A 14,005-nucleotide genomic window follows, 5' to 3' on the forward strand; every position below is an offset into this window, starting at 1 on the left:
AGAGCTATGCAGAACTGGAAAGTGACCCCGGCCGAGGTGTTTGCCGCCTCCCCGCTGGTACCCGTGATGGTTATCAATGAGCTGGATCAGGCCCTGCCGATGGCCAAGGCGCTGCTCGACGGCGGCATCTCGGTGTTCGAAATCACCCTGCGCACCCCGGTGGCGCTCGATGCCATCGCCCTTATCGCCAAGGCGATGCCGGATGCCATGGTCGGTGCCGGTACCGTGCTCAACTGCGAGCAGTTTGACGCAGCCGTTGCTGCCGGTGCCCGTTTCGTCATCTCCCCGGGGATGACCCCGGCCCTGCTGGCCCACGCGGCCAAGAGCACTGCACCGCTGATCCCGGGTGTGGCTACTCCGTCTGAAGTGATGCAGGCGCTGGAAGCGGGCTATGACCATCTGAAGTTCTTCCCGGCCGAAGCGAATGGCGGCACCAAGGCGCTCTCCGCCATTGCCGCGCCGTTGCCCCAGGTGAAGTTCTGCCCCACCGGCGGTATCGGCCCGAAGAACGTGGCTGACTATCTGGCGCTCAAGTGCGTCGCCACCGTCGGCGGCTCCTGGATGCTGCCGGCCGATGCGGTCAAGAGCGGCAACTGGGAAGAGGTGACTCGCCTCTCCCGCGAAGCGGTCGAGATGGTGCAACGCTAAGCGCCAGTCGTGCAGAAAACAACAGAGGCCACCTTCGGGTGGCCTCTGTTGTTCTGGCGTGTCAGCGGGGGATGACCCTTAGCCAAGACTTTCACCCTCATAAAGGGAGAAGCCCATATCCTTGCAGCGCTCGGCCAGTGGCTGGCCGCTGAGGCGAGCGAGCAGCATGGCGGCGGCTTCCCGGCCGATCCCCTCCCGCGGGGTGACGATGCTGGCCAGTTTGGGGGTCATGGCATGACCGATGTCGAGAGAGTGGCTGCCAGCGATGGCGATCTGCTGGGGCACCGGGATCCACTTGGCTTGACACTGCAACAGAGCACCGACCGCCAGGTCATCGTTGGTACAGAACAGGCCGTCCAGGTCGGGATAGCGCACCAGTGCCAGATCCAGCAGCTCGCCGCCGAGGGTAAAGGTGGAGGATTGCTCGGTCAGCAGATGCTGGCCGGTGAGGCCGAACGCGTCCATCGCCTGATAGTACCCCTCCATCCGCAGCCGGGTGCGTACATCGAGTCGCGCCCCCAGATAGACCACCTTGCGTCGGCCCCGACGCAGCATCTCTGTTACCATGGCCCGAGCTGCAGCCTTGTGGTCCATGCCAACCACCATGTCGATGGGATCATCGGGCAGGTCCATGGTCTCCACCACCGGAATGCCTGCGGTGGCGATCATCTTGCGGGTGCGCTCGGTATGCTGGCAGTCGGAGAGAATGAGGCCATCAACGTTGTAGGAGAGCAGGGAGGCCACCTGCTCCTCTTCCCGTTCCGGGCTATAGCCGTAGTGGGCCAGCAGGGTCTGGTAGCCAGCTGGTCGGGTCACCGACTCGATGCCGTGGATCACCGCCGAAAAGACCTGGTTGGAGAGGGAGGGGATCAGGATGCCGATCGCCTTGCTGGTCGCGTTGGAGAGAATATCCGGCGCCCGGTTGGGGATATAACCCAGCTCTTCCACCACCGCGGCGATCCGCTCGCGGGTCCCCTCCGCCACGGTCTGCGGGTCGCGCAGATAGCGGCTGACAGTCATCTTGGTCACGCCGGTCTGGTCGGCGATATCTTGCAGGGTGGGGCGGCGTTTGCGGGTGGGGATCATAGGGGTGTCCAGCGTGGATGTTACATGTAACATTACCGTTTTTGGCGGATAAAGTCAGCATATGAAGCCATTTTTGCAGGAGTTTTCCGATGATCAGAGGCAAGCAGTTTGTGGATGTCCGGTTCGAGCAACAGGATGTGGAGGGGGAGCAGTTCTCGGAGTGCCGCTTTATCGGCTGCAACTTCTCCTGGCTGGATCTGAGCGATAGCCGTTTCATTGACTGCAGCTTCTACGATCGGGAGAGTGAACGGGGCTGCCTGTTGCAGGGTTGCGATCTGCGCGAGGCCAGCTTTCTGCGCTGCGATCTCACCATGGCTGATTGCAGCCGCAGCCAGTGTCTGGGGTTGGAGCTGCGCGACTGTCAGGCGGTCGGTATCAACTTCGGCCACGCCAGCTTCGCCAACCAGATCACCGCCAAAAGCTACTTCTGCGAGGCCCATCTGACTGGCAACAACTTCAGCTACGCCAGCTTCGAGGGTTGTCTGCTGGAGAAGTGCGAGTTGACCGGCAACCGCTGGCAGGGGGCCAACCTGTTTGGTGCCTCGCTGGCGGGTTCCGATCTTAGCGGCTCCGAGTTTGGCCAGATTGACTGGACCAGCTTCAAGCTGCAGGGCTGCGATCTGCGCCAGTGCGATCTGCCGGGGCTGGATCTGCGCCGGGTCGATCTGCAGGGAGTACAGATCAACGAGGATCAGCAGCAGACCTTGCTGGAGCAGATCGGTCTGGTTGTCTTCCCCTGAGCCGAGCGAAAAATTAGGTAATTTTTCATCAAATGGGACCGACAGTGGGGGGCTATGCTCCTGAAATGACAAAAGCCTGCGTGATGCAGGCTTTTGCTAGTGAGCGTGTGACGCGCTTGTCGGCCGGGTTAACTCAACCCTTGGCTAGCCATTTGGTCGGATTGATCGCCTCGCCCTGATAGCGAATTTCGAAGTAGAGGCCCGGTCTGTCCTGACCGCCGCTGTCACCGACCAGTGCCACCGGTTCACCCTGTTCCACATTCTGGCCAACCTGTCGCAGCAGCGACTGATTGTGACCGTAGAGGCTCATATAGCCTTTACCGTGGTCGATCACCAACAGCATGCCGAAGCCGTCGAGCCAGTCGGCGTAGACCACTTGTCCCGGTGCAACCGCCTTGACCTGGGTTCCCTCGCTGGCGCCGATCAGGGTGCCTTTCCACTTGAGCTCGGCGGTGCGCGGCGAACCGTAGGCGATGAGGATCGGCCCCTGTACCGGCCAGCGCAGGCTGCCATTGGTCTTAAGGCCGCTGTAACCGTTGCTGCTCGCCTGGGCACTCTTGCGTGCCGCTGCCTGCTGCTCGGCGACCCTCTCCTGTTGCTCGGTGACTCTCTGCTGCTGGGCTGTGAGCCGTTGCTGTTCGTCAACCTGCCGTTTCTGGGCTGCAATACGTTGTTGCTCTGCGAGTCGCTTCTGCTCCGCGGCCAGACGTTGTGCTTCCAGCCGTCGCTGGCGTTCTTGCTCGGCCTTGATCTTGGCAAGTCGCTCCCGCTCGGCCCGTTCACGGCGCTCCTTCTCTTCCCGCTGGCGGCGAAGCTCTTCCAGTCGGGCCTTGAGCGCCTTCTCTGCCTTGACCAGCTTGGTGAGCTTCTGCTCGTCATCCTGTACCGACTGCTGCAACTGGTTGCGTACCTTGGCCCGGCTCTGCTGGCTGGTCAGCAGGGTCTGGTGATGCTCCTGCTGTTCGGTAAGCAGGGTCTTCAGTCTGGTTTCGGTCTCTTTGGTAGCCTGCTGGTTTTTCGCCAGCTTGTCGCGGGTGGCGCGCAGGGCATCGATGGCCTCGATACGGGCCTTGTTGAGGTAGTCGTAGTAGTCGAGGGAGCGGCTCAGTTTGGCCGGATCCTGCTGATTGAGCAGCAGTTTGAGGTAATCGTGGTTGCCTGCCTGAAAGGCGCTCTCCGCCTGCTTGGCCAGCAACTGCTTTTGATGTTTGGCTTGAACTTCCAGCGCCAGCTTGTCTTTTTGCAGGGTCGCCAGCGTCTGCTGGTTCTGCTTCAACTGCTGCCTGGTCTGGTTGAGTTTGGCGGCAGCGGCCGAGATGGCCTGCTCGTCAGTTTTGAGCTGGGCGTTGAGCTTGGCCAGCTCCTGCTTGCTGAGCTTGATGGTCTGCTGTTGTTCCTTGATCTGGGACTGCATGGCGCCCAGCTGCTGATTGGCGGCCAAAACCGGTTTGCTGGCGCCAAACGACAGGCAAAAAAACAGCGCGCCGGCCAACAGGCCGACGCGACTGGTTTTTGGTGAAATAACTTCGCATCCCCGCATGGGGAAGGATTATTTCAGAATCATCAGGGGCTTGCCAGTCATTTCCGGCGGCACCGGCAGACCCATCAGGGTCAGCATGGTGGGGGCCAGATCGGACAGTTTGCCACCTTCAGCAACCTCGGCTTTGCGACCGAAATAGATGAGCGGAACCGGCAGATTGGTGTGGGCGGTGTGAGCCTGACCAGTCTCTTCGTCCATCATCTTCTCGGCGTTGCCGTGGTCGGCAGTGATCAGGCACTCGCCACCCACTTCGGCCAAGGCGTCGGTCACGCGACCGATGCAGTGGTCAACGGCTTCACAGGCTTTGACGGCGGCATCGAACACACCGGTGTGACCAACCATGTCGCCATTCGGGTAGTTACAGATGATGACGTCGTACTTGCCGCTCTTGATGGCGCCGACCAGCTTGTCGGTCAGCTCTTCGGAGCTCATCTCCGGCTGCAGGTCGTAGGTGGCCACTTTCGGGCTGGCGACGATTTCGCGATCTTCGCCAGTGAAGCAGGCCTCTTCGCCACCGTTGAAGAAGAAGGTGACGTGAGCGTACTTCTCGGTTTCGGAGATACGCAGCTGGGTCTTGCCTTGCTTGGCCAGCCACTCACCCAGGGTGTTGACCAGAGCGGTCGGCGGGTAGGCACAGGCGGTTTTGATGTCGGCCGCGTATTCGGTCAACATCACGAAGTTCAGCTTCGGCTCAACTGCACGAGCGAAGCCGGTGAAGTCGGCGTCAACGAAGGCGCGGGTGATTTCACGGGCACGGTCGGCACGGAAGTTCATGAAAATCAGCGCATCGCCGTCGATCATCGGTGCAGCTTCGCCGATGCGGGTGGCTTTGACGAACTCGTCGTTCTCGTCGCGAGCATAGGCGGCAGCCAGCGCTTCGGTGGCGCTCTCGGCGGTGAATTCGCCCTTGCCCTGGGTCATCAGGTCATAGGCTTGCTGCACGCGATCCCAGCGGTTGTCACGGTCCATGGCGAAGTAACGGCCGATCATGGAGGCGAAACGGCCCTTGCCCAGCTTGGCAAACAGAGCGTCGAACAGCTCGATCGAGGACTGGGCGGAGCGCGGCGGTACGTCACGACCATCCAGGAAGGCGTGGAAGTAGATCTTCTCGGCGCCACGTTTGGCGGCCATCTCGATCATGCCCATGATGTGCTCTTCGTGGCTGTGTACGCCACCCGGGGACATCAGGCCCATGATGTGAACGGCTTTGCCGTTGCTCACGGCAGCGTCAACAGCCTTGGCAATCTCCACGTTCTCGAAGAAGGGGCCGTCCTGAATATCTTTGGAGATGCGGGTCAGCTCCTGATAGACGATGCGACCGGCACCGATGTTGACGTGGCCTACTTCAGAGTTGCCCATCTGGCCATCCGGCAGACCAACGTCCAGACCGGAGCCGGAGATCAGGGTGCTGGTGTAGTCACGGGCCAGACGATCGAGGTTGGGAGTCTTGGCGGCAGCGACGGCGTTGTGCTCTTGCTTGGTGCTGTAGCCCCAACCGTCCATGATGACCAGAACCAAAGGTTTCTTAGCTGTTGACATAAGACTATGTCCTCTCGGATTGGAAAAAATGCGGGAAATGAAACTAGCGTAATATTACTACATCTGCCGAAATAGTCACCTGATAGCCAAGGGGCGTTCCCGCGGCCCCGCAAGCCACGCCCTTCCTGCCATGCTCGCTGTCCAATGATGATGGGAGCCTGCTCGCGCTTTGCCGCCAAGATGGCTGATCTTATCAATACCCCCATGTATACTCGGGCCCTTGTCTTGGTCCCTGGATAGTAGAAGATGCAAGAGTATTTGGATTTTGCGGCCCGTAACCCGCTGCTGACCGCAGCCTGGTTGGGCCTGGCTGGCACCCTGGTTTACACCACTGTGCGTGCCCGTTTGTCCCCGGTAAAAACCGTCAACAACCACACCGCGACCCTGCTGATCAACCGCGAGAACGCCACCGTGGTGGATATTCGCAGTCAGGAAGAGTACGTCAAGGGGCATCTGGCCGGTGCCCAGAACCTGCCGCTGGCCCAGATCCAGAGCAATAATCTGGGCCCGGTTGAAAAGCATAAAGATGCCCCCATCATAGTGGTGTGCGAGTCGGGAATGACTGCGGGCGGCGCGGGCCGTCAGCTGAGCAAAGCTGGCTTCAAGCAGGTTTATGTGCTCGGCGGTGGCATGGCCCAATGGCGTGCAGAGAATCTGCCGGTAACCAAGAAACGCTGATTTAAGCAGGGCCTGAGCCCACTTATCCATATAACAAGGAATCAAACGAAATGGCTGACGAGATCAACAACCAGGAAGTACAACCGGAATTCCACATCCAGCGTGTTTACACCAAGGATGTCTCTTTCGAAGCGCCCAATACCCCGCACATCTTCCAGAAAGAGTGGCAGCCGGACGTCAAGCTGGATATGGATACCAAGACCAACATCCTGGCTGACAACGTGTACGAGGTTGTGCTGACCCTGACCGTAACCTGCAAACTGGAAACCGAAACTGCCTTCCTGTGCGAAGTACAGCAAGCCGGTATCTTCACCATCGGTAACCTGCCGGAGCCGCAACTGGCTCACTGCCTGGCTGCCTTCTGCCCGAACATCCTGTTCCCGTATGCCCGCGAAGCCGTAGCCAACATGGTGAGCAAGGGTTCCTTCCCGCAGCTGAACCTGGCACCGGTCAACTTCGATGCCCTGTTTGCCCAGCACATGGCGCAAGTACAGGCCCAGCAGGCGACAGCGGAAGCCTGATAATGGCTGAGCAGATCGCTATCTCGGTCATGGGGGCGGGGTCTTATGGCTCCGCCCTTGCCATTTCTCTGGCGCGCAATGGTCATCCGACCCTGCTGTGGGGTCACGACCCCGCCCATGTCGCCGAGCTGGAACAAGACCGCTGCAACAAGGCATTTTTGCCTGATGTCCCTTTTCCTGCCGATCTGCAGCTGACTGCGGATCTGCAACGTGCGGTACAGGCTGCCCCCGTGCTGCTGCTGGTCGTGCCGAGCCATGTATTTGGTGATGTACTGACCCGGATCAAACCCTTCCTGCGCCCCGATACCCGTATCGCCTGGGCCACCAAGGGTCTGGAGCCGGACAGTGGCCGTCTGCTGCAGGATGTGGCCCGTGAAGTGCTGGGTGACGAGATACCGCTGGCGGTGATCTCCGGCCCCACCTTCGCCAAGGAGCTGGCTGCCGGTCTGCCGACCGCCATCTCGGTCGCCTCGACTCACGACGAGTTCGCCGACGATCTCTCCCACCTGCTGCACTGTGGACGCTCGTTCCGGGTCTATACCAATCCGGACTTCGTCGGTCTGCAACTGGGTGGAGCGGTGAAGAACGTCATCGCTATTGGTGCCGGTCTCTCCGACGGGCTCGGGTTTGGCGCCAATGCCAGAACCGCGCTTATCACCCGGGGTCTGGTAGAGATGCAGCGTCTGGGTGCGGCGCTGGGTGCCGATACCAAAACCTTTATGGGGATGGCGGGGCTCGGGGATCTGGTGCTTACCTGTACCGACAACCAGTCGCGCAACCGTCGCTTCGGACTGGCGCTCGGGGTTGGCAAGGATGTGAACACCGCCATGACCGAGATCGGTCAGGTGGTGGAGGGGTATCGCAACACCAAAGAGGTGCATCTGCTGGCGGCCCGCTGCGGCGTCGAGATGCCCATCTGCGAGCAGATCTTCAAGGTGCTCTACGAGGGTAAGAACCCGAAAGAGGCGGCCATCGCCCTGCTGTCGCGAGACAAGAAGGACGAGTAATCTGCCGATTGCCCATGCAAAAGGCCCCGCCAGATGGCGGGGCCTTTTCTTTGCCGCATGTCTTTGCCACAAGGGCAGCAAATCAGTAGTAAGAGTGGTCGCCGCGCTGGTGCTCGGTGGCGTCTTTGACACCCTTGAGTTCGCCCGGGAACTTCTCCAGCAGCTGCTTCTCGATACCCTCTTTCAGGGTGTAATCGACCATGGAGCAACCGTTGCAACCGCCGCCAAACTGCAGGATGGCGTAGCCGTCCTCGGTTAGCTCGGTCAGGGTCACCTTACCGCCGTGACCGGCCAGCATGGGGTTCACCTCGGAGATGAGGGTGTACTCGATGCGCTCGATCAGCGGTGCATCGTCGGCAACCTTGCGCATCTTGGCATTTGGCGCCTTCAGGGTGAGCTGGGAGCCCATCTGATCGGTCACGAAATCGATGGTGGCATCCACCAGGAAGGGGGCGCTCAGGGGATCGACCATGCAGTCGAAGCCGCTGAAGGGCAGGTGTTGATCTTCCGGGTCCACGGCATCGGGCGGGCAATACGATACGCCACACTCGGCATTCTGGGTTCCCGGATTGACCACAAACACCCGGATATTGGTGCCATCAGGCTGTTTTTCCAGCAGTTTACGGAAATGGGCCTGGGCGGCGTCGGAAATGCTGATCATCACTATCCTCATAAACCTGAGTGTACGACTAGGGTATTCATGATAACGCGGTTAGCAAGGCTTGGGTAGCATGCCGATGGCTACTTGCTGTGCCGCAGGGTACGACAGATTGCCCACACTTCTACCTTTGTGACCCCGCTCTCATGAAGCAGACGGGTGAGTTGGCTGGCAGTTGCGCCTGTGGTCACGACGTCATCGAGCAGGGCGACATGACGGTATTGGTGGGAGCGGATCCGGAATGCCCCGTGCAGATTGCGGCGCCGCTGCCCGGCGCTCAGGGTTGTTTGCTGCGGGGTCGTCTTGATGCGCTGCAACAGGGAGTTGTCGCAGGGAATGCCGGTGAACTCGCCAAGGGCTTGTGCGATCTCCTCCGCCTGATTAAACCCGCGCCGCCACTGCCGCCACCAGTGAAGGGGAACCGGAATAATCGCCTCCGGCCGGTCATCGCAATCGAGATGATCTGCCAGCAAACGGGCCAACAGGGGAGCTAGCAGGATTTGCCCCGAATACTTCAGGCGCGGGATCAGGGCCGGGTAGGGCGGCTGATAGTCACCGATCACCTGTAGTCGCTCCCACGGCGGTGGCCGGCGCTGGCAGCGGCCGCATACTACCTCGGTCAGTATCTCTTCCGGCTGCAGTGCGGCGCAGAGGCGGCATCTCGGTTGTGACTGGTGCAATGCCTGCCGGCACCAACTGCAGAGCAGGGGTTCGTTGTCGCATGGCTGATGACAGAGGAGGCAACTTCCTTGCCAGTCACCGTGGCTGCCGAGCAGCGGGCTTGCTTTAGCGAGCAGTCGCTTTAACATGCTGACCCCAAGAGCATGAACAGGGATCTTGAGTCTAGATGAGCATATCGGTAGAGCAGTTTGGCCAGGGGCCCGATCTGGTGCTGTTGCACGGGTGGGGGATGAACGGTGCGGTCTGGCATGGCATTGCCCAGCAGTTGGCGTCTCACTATCGGGTTCATCTGGTGGATTTGCCAGGTTTTGGCAACAGCCCGCTGGCAGACGAGGTGGATTACAGCCTGCCCTGGCTTGCCGAGCAGGTGGCCGCCATCTTGCCGCAGAAGTGCCATCTGCTTGGCTGGTCGCTCGGCGGTCTGGTGGCAAGCCAGTTGGCGCTGACGCATCCTGATCGGTTGCACTCCCTGATCACCGTGGCCAGCTCCCCCTGTTTCATGGCCCGCGATGAGTGGCCAGGGATCGCCCCCAAGGTTCTGACCGGCTTCAACCAGATGCTGGCAGGGGATTTTCGCCAGACCATAGAGCGTTTTCTGGCGATCCAGGCAATGGGCAGTGAACATGCCCGGGACGATATTCGCCAGTTGCGTCACTGGCTGGCCGAGCGTCCGGCACCCCAGTTTGCCGCACTCGAGGCAGGTCTGACGCTGTTGGCCGATATTGACCTGCGCGAACCGCTGCGGGAGCTGGATCTGCCCTGGTTGCGGATCTATGGAAGACTGGATTCATTGGTACCCAAGTCAGCCATTCCCCTGCTGGATGATCTCTATCTTGCCAGCCGCAGCGTGACCCTCAATAAGGCCTCACATGCACCCTTTATCTCCCACCCTGACGAATTCATTGAAATCGTTCGAGATTTTGTTGGTTAAAAAACAGCCTGAAAGCTTCATTAATCCTCTGGTCTGGCTGATAATTAAGCTGTGACCAGAGGAGTAACATCATGCGTATTGATTCTGCTTTCAACAGCGGGGTACAGGGATTTCAGCGAGCCGAGCAGATTGCCGACAAGGCATCCAATCAGATCGCCCGCCTCAACACCCCCAGCGGGGGTCAGGTGCAAGTGACTGATGAGCTCGTCAATCTCAAGGTAGCCGAGCAGCAGGCAGGCGCTTCCGCCAAGGTAGTGCAGACCGCCAGCGAGATGATGGGAACCCTGATCGACATCCGGGTGTGAGATGAACATTAATGTCACTCTGCCCCCGCTTATTCCGAACCAGCTGCATCCCCAGGTGGAAGCGGCGAGGACGGATAACCGCCGGGCAGAACTGATCCCGCAGGCCCGTGGGGGTCAAGCTTCCGCAGCCGAATCTGAAGTCGGCTCCCAGAAAGAGAAATCCAAAGCCGGTCAGGCCTCCAGCAATCAGACCTCCCAGAACAGCCGTGAAACCGGGCAATTAGCCCCGACGACACTGCCAGATAATCGCTTTGTCGAGGCCACTGGTGAGGATGGGCAGCGCAAGCAGCAAGATCCCAAACAACAGGAGCAGCAACAGCGGCAAGAGCAGCAGGTTCAGGATCTTGTCGAGCGTGACAAGGAGGTGCGTACCCACGAGCAGGCTCACCAGTCTGCGGGTGGAGAGTACGCCAGCTCGCCCACCTATCAGTTTACCCAAGGGCCGGATGGCAAGCGTTATGCGACGGGTGGCGAAGTCCAGATCGATACCAGTGTCGTACCCGGTGACCCTGCCGCTACCATCGCCAAGATGCAGCAGATCCGCACTGCAGCGCTGGCGCCTGCCGAGCCTTCCGCGCAGGATCTGGCCGTCGCGCGCAGCGCCGCCGCGAGTGAGGCCAAGGCGCGCAAAGAGCTGATGGCCGAGCAGAGTGCAAAATCGGACGGTGTGCTGAGCGCCTATATGGACAAGCGCAACAGCGTCATCGCAGGCCACTATCAACAGGCTGTCAGCCCGGCCTCTACCCAGTCCCTCAGCCTGCATATCTGAATTCATCTCATCAAACTTTCAGCAGTGTGAACGGTTTTGCAACTACCCTCAAGAACAGGTCTATTCCAATTTCACAGGAGCTGTCATGCATTTCGATGAAGTCAAAGCGGAAGATTTCACCACCTTCTCCCGCGTGCCACCGCCCCACCTGCAGATGGAGCAGTTTCTGATGCAGCTCGGAGGAGGGGGAACTGAAGGAACCAGTTTCAAGAAGAAAGTGATGCTGGCGGCTGGCTGGAGCCATACCGGCGTCGTCTCTTACGGCAAATATCCGCAAGAGGCCTGCAAGGCATTCAACCGACTGCGGGAGGTGCTGGCCCAGCATGGAGAGCCCGAGAGTATTCTTGCTGCCCTGACGCAGTGATCCCGAGCTTCGCGTGTAAAAAAGCCCCTTGCGGGGCTTTTTGCATTCAGAGGCGTTCTGGACGGTGTCGTTACTTTTTCGCTTTGGAGAGTGCTGCCGCAAAGGCGTTGCCCATGGCGCCACCCATGGGGGGGCTTTGCCGCGGCTCATTTCTTGGTTTGGCGTTGCCAGCGCTGCTGTTGCGCGCTTCAGCCGGCTTGCGGGCAGCTTGCCCCGCTTTCTCGTCGAGGCGCATGGTCAGGCTGATCCGCTTGCGCGGGGCGTCCACTTCCATCACCTTGACCCGCACAATGTCGCCCGCCTTGACCACCTCACGGGGATCCTTGACGAAACGGTCGGTCAGGGAGGAGATATGCACCAGCCCGTCCTGATGAACACCGATATCGACGAAAGCGCCGAAGTTGGTGACGTTGGTGATCACCCCTTCCAGTACCATCTCGGGCACCAGGTCGCTGATCTGCTCCACCCCTTCCTTGAAGGTAGCGGTTTTGAACTCGGGGCGCGGGTCGCGGCCCGGCTTGTCCAGCTCGCCGATGATGTCGGTGATGGTGGGTACGCCGAACTGCTCATCGGTGTAGTCGGCCGGTTTAAGGCTGCGCAGCAGGCTGCTGTTGCCGAGCAGGCTCTCCACTGTCTGCTCCAGCTTGGCGAGGATCCGCTCCACCACCGGATAGGACTCCGGGTGCACCGCCGAGCTGTCGAGGGGATTGCTGCCGCCGCGAATACGCAGGAAGCCGGCGCACTGTTCGAAGGCTTTGGGGCCGAGTCGGCTCACTTTCAACAACTGCTGACGGCTCTTGAAGGCTCCGTGCTCATCCCGGTAGGCGACGATGTTCTGGGCCAACGTCTGTGATAGGCCGGAAACCCGGTTGAGCAGGGCGACCGAGGCGGTGTTCACATCGACCCCGACCGCGTTCACGCAATCCTCGACCACGGCATCCAGCCGGCGGGCCAACTGGCTCTGGCCGACATCGTGCTGATACTGGCCGACCCCGATACTCTTGGGATCGATCTTGACCAGTTCGGCCAACGGGTCTTGCAGGCGGCGGGCGATGGAGACGGCGCCACGGATCGAGACGTCGAGTTCCGGGAACTCCTGGGAGGCTAGTTCGGAGGCGGAGTAGACCGAGGCTCCTGCTTCGCTGACAACTATCTTCTGCGCCTTGGCGGCGGGGTAGCGCTCGAACAGGTCGCTCACCAGCCGGTCGGTCTCCCGCGAGGCGGTGCCGTTGCCGATGCTGATGAGCTCGACCTTGTGTTTCTGGCACAGCTCGCTCAGGGTCTTGAGGCTTTGATCAATCTGGCGCTTCGGTTCGAACGGATAGATGGTGGCGTGATCGACCAGCTTGCCGGTGGCATCCACCACGGCAACCTTGACCCCGGTACGGATGCCCGGATCCAGCCCCATGGTGCAGCGCATGCCGGCCGGGGCCGCCATCAGCAGATCCTTGAGGTTCATGGCGAACACCTTGATCGCCTCCTCCTCTGCCGATTCGCGGATGTGGCCGATCAGCTCGGTCTCCATCTGAAGCGACAACTTGATCTTCCAGGTCCAGCTCACCACCCCTTGCAGCCATTTGTCGGCCGGGCGGTTCTGCAGATTGAGCTTGAGGTGGTGGGCAATGATCCCTTCGCAGGGACTGGCACTCTCATCGTCACCGGTGACCAGCGCCAGATTGAGGATCCCTTCATTGCGGCCGCGCAGCATGGCCAGCACCCGGTGGGAGGGGGCCTTGTGCAGTGGTTCGTCGTGTTCGAAATAGTCCTTGAACTTGGCCCCTTCCTGCTCCTTGCCTGCCACCACGCGGGCGCGCAGGGTGGCGTTCTGCCACAAGTAGTCGCGCAGCTTCTCCAGCAGGTCGGCCTGCTCGGCGAAGCGCTCCATCAGGATATAGCGGGCGCCATCGAGAGCTGCTTTGCTGTCGGCAATGCCCTGTTCGGGATTGAGGAAAGTGGCCGCCGCTTGCTCCGGATCCTGCATCGGGTCGCTGAGCAGCAGGTTGGCAAGCGGCTCCAACCCTGCTTCGATGGCCATCTGCCCCTTGGTACGGCGCTTGGGCTTGTAGGGGAGGTAGAGGTCTTCCAGTCGGGTCTTGCTGTCGGCGCCATTCAATTCGCGTATCAGCTCGGGGGTCAGCTTGCCCTGCTCCTCGATGGAGCGAATGATCACCTGACGGCGATCTTCCAGTTCACGCAGATAGCCGAGGCGGCTCTCCAGAGTACGTAGCTGGCTGTCGTCCAGACCGCCGGTCACCTCTTTACGGTAACGGGCGATAAAGGGCACGGTCGAGCCTTCATCCAGCAGGCGCACTGCGGCCTGCACCTGCTCCGGGCGAGCATTGAGCTCACCGGCAATCTGTCTCTCTATGGTTTGCATCATGATGTTGTTGAGGGCCTCTGTGGTCGAGTCCGCGCCATCAGGCGCCAAGTGTGAGCACTATATGGGGTCGTGTTGCGGGATGCCACCCTGCGCCGGGGTCTGCACCAGTCAGATTGATAGGCAACGGGGGAGGGGCTCGCCGTTGTACCGGGCTTGCT

The 14,005-nt window shown here is 60.5% G+C and carries 15 protein-coding genes; 9 read left to right on the forward strand and 6 right to left on the reverse strand.

The genetic code is table 11. The features are described from left to right. Window positions 1-6: 6 nt before the first annotated feature. Window positions 7-648: a bifunctional 4-hydroxy-2-oxoglutarate aldolase/2-dehydro-3-deoxy-phosphogluconate aldolase gene (locus tag ACRAUW_RS00200; RefSeq protein WP_431360675.1), complete on the forward strand. Its 642-nt coding sequence runs from the start codon at window positions 7-9 to the stop codon at window positions 646-648. 78 nt (window positions 649-726) lie between these two features. Here the strand turns inward: ACRAUW_RS00200 and ACRAUW_RS00205 are convergent, their stop codons facing one another. Continuing rightward, a complete protein-coding gene (locus tag ACRAUW_RS00205) occupies window positions 727-1,734 on the reverse strand; it encodes a substrate-binding domain-containing protein (protein WP_431360676.1) in 1,008 nt (335 codons plus the stop codon). 89 nt (window positions 1,735-1,823) lie between these two features. Between ACRAUW_RS00205 and ACRAUW_RS00210 the strand changes: the two genes are divergently transcribed. Then, window positions 1,824-2,474 carry a Qnr family pentapeptide repeat protein gene (locus tag ACRAUW_RS00210; protein ID WP_005342664.1) on the forward strand — a complete coding sequence of 217 codons (651 nt, stop codon included), beginning with the start codon at window positions 1,824-1,826 and terminating at the stop codon, window positions 2,472-2,474. Window positions 2,475-2,607: 133 nt separating this feature from the next. On the opposite strand, the gene ACRAUW_RS00215 is transcribed toward ACRAUW_RS00210, so the two are convergent. Beyond that, window positions 2,608-4,014, reverse strand: a complete 1,407-nt coding sequence (locus ACRAUW_RS00215; RefSeq protein WP_431360677.1) for a peptidoglycan DD-metalloendopeptidase family protein — start codon at window positions 4,012-4,014, stop codon at window positions 2,608-2,610. Window positions 4,015-4,023: 9 nt separating this feature from the next. Then, window positions 4,024-5,553 carry a 2,3-bisphosphoglycerate-independent phosphoglycerate mutase gene (gene gpmM, locus ACRAUW_RS00220; protein ID WP_431360678.1) on the reverse strand — a complete coding sequence of 510 codons (1,530 nt, stop codon included), beginning with the start codon at window positions 5,551-5,553 and terminating at the stop codon, window positions 4,024-4,026. A 246-nt stretch (window positions 5,554-5,799) separates the two neighbouring features. Between gpmM and ACRAUW_RS00225 the strand changes: the two genes are divergently transcribed. Genes ACRAUW_RS00225 through gpsA form a run of 3 tightly spaced genes read left to right on the forward strand, consistent with a single transcriptional unit; the run spans window position 5,800 to window position 7,759 of the window. Next, on the forward strand, window positions 5,800-6,231 hold the full coding sequence (locus ACRAUW_RS00225) for a rhodanese-like domain-containing protein (RefSeq protein WP_431360679.1): 432 nt from the start codon (window positions 5,800-5,802) through the stop codon (window positions 6,229-6,231). A gap of 50 nt (window positions 6,232-6,281) precedes the next feature. Then, entirely contained in the window at window positions 6,282-6,752 is a 471-nt protein-coding gene (gene secB / locus ACRAUW_RS00230) for a protein-export chaperone SecB (RefSeq protein ID WP_431360680.1), read from the forward strand. Between the two features lie 2 nt (window positions 6,753-6,754). Next, window positions 6,755-7,759: an NAD(P)H-dependent glycerol-3-phosphate dehydrogenase gene (gene gpsA / locus ACRAUW_RS00235; RefSeq protein ID WP_431360681.1), complete on the forward strand. Its 1,005-nt coding sequence runs from the start codon at window positions 6,755-6,757 to the stop codon at window positions 7,757-7,759. Between the two features lie 82 nt (window positions 7,760-7,841). Here gpsA and nfuA read toward each other — a convergent pair whose 3' ends face one another. Both nfuA and ACRAUW_RS00245 read right to left on the reverse strand, forming a co-directional pair. Next, the gene (nfuA, locus tag ACRAUW_RS00240) at window positions 7,842-8,420 is read right to left on the reverse strand and encodes a Fe-S biogenesis protein NfuA (RefSeq protein ID WP_033115597.1); all 579 of its coding nucleotides are present in this window, start codon (window positions 8,418-8,420) and stop codon (window positions 7,842-7,844) included. An 80-nt stretch (window positions 8,421-8,500) separates the two neighbouring features. Next, entirely contained in the window at window positions 8,501-9,226 is a 726-nt protein-coding gene (locus ACRAUW_RS00245) for a ComF family protein (RefSeq protein ID WP_431360682.1), read from the reverse strand. A gap of 38 nt (window positions 9,227-9,264) precedes the next feature. On the opposite strand from ACRAUW_RS00245, the gene bioH reads away from it, so the two are divergent. The 4 genes from bioH to ACRAUW_RS00265 all read left to right on the forward strand — a co-directional run bounded on the left by bioH (window position 9,265) and on the right by ACRAUW_RS00265 (window position 11,467). Then, window positions 9,265-10,029, forward strand: a complete 765-nt coding sequence (bioH, locus tag ACRAUW_RS00250) for a pimeloyl-ACP methyl ester esterase BioH (protein WP_431360683.1) — start codon at window positions 9,265-9,267, stop codon at window positions 10,027-10,029. Window positions 10,030-10,100: 71 nt separating this feature from the next. Beyond that, on the forward strand, window positions 10,101-10,334 hold the full coding sequence (locus ACRAUW_RS00255; RefSeq protein WP_374808752.1) for a flagellar basal body rod C-terminal domain-containing protein: 234 nt from the start codon (window positions 10,101-10,103) through the stop codon (window positions 10,332-10,334). Window position 10,335: 1 nt separating this feature from the next. Continuing rightward, entirely contained in the window at window positions 10,336-11,103 is a 768-nt protein-coding gene (locus ACRAUW_RS00260) for a putative metalloprotease CJM1_0395 family protein (protein ID WP_431360684.1), read from the forward strand. A gap of 85 nt (window positions 11,104-11,188) precedes the next feature. Further along, window positions 11,189-11,467, forward strand: a complete 279-nt coding sequence (locus ACRAUW_RS00265) for a hypothetical protein (RefSeq protein WP_005355353.1) — start codon at window positions 11,189-11,191, stop codon at window positions 11,465-11,467. 70 nt (window positions 11,468-11,537) lie between these two features. Here the strand turns inward: ACRAUW_RS00265 and ACRAUW_RS00270 are convergent, their stop codons facing one another. After that, window positions 11,538-13,847 (reverse strand): Tex family protein, encoded by a 2,310-nt coding sequence (locus ACRAUW_RS00270; RefSeq protein ID WP_431360685.1) that lies wholly within the window; start codon window positions 13,845-13,847, stop codon window positions 11,538-11,540. Between the last annotated feature and the right edge of the window lie 158 nt (window positions 13,848-14,005).

Source organism: Aeromonas sp., from assembly GCF_050633025.1.
Taxonomy (GTDB): domain Bacteria; phylum Pseudomonadota; class Gammaproteobacteria; order Enterobacterales; family Aeromonadaceae; genus Aeromonas.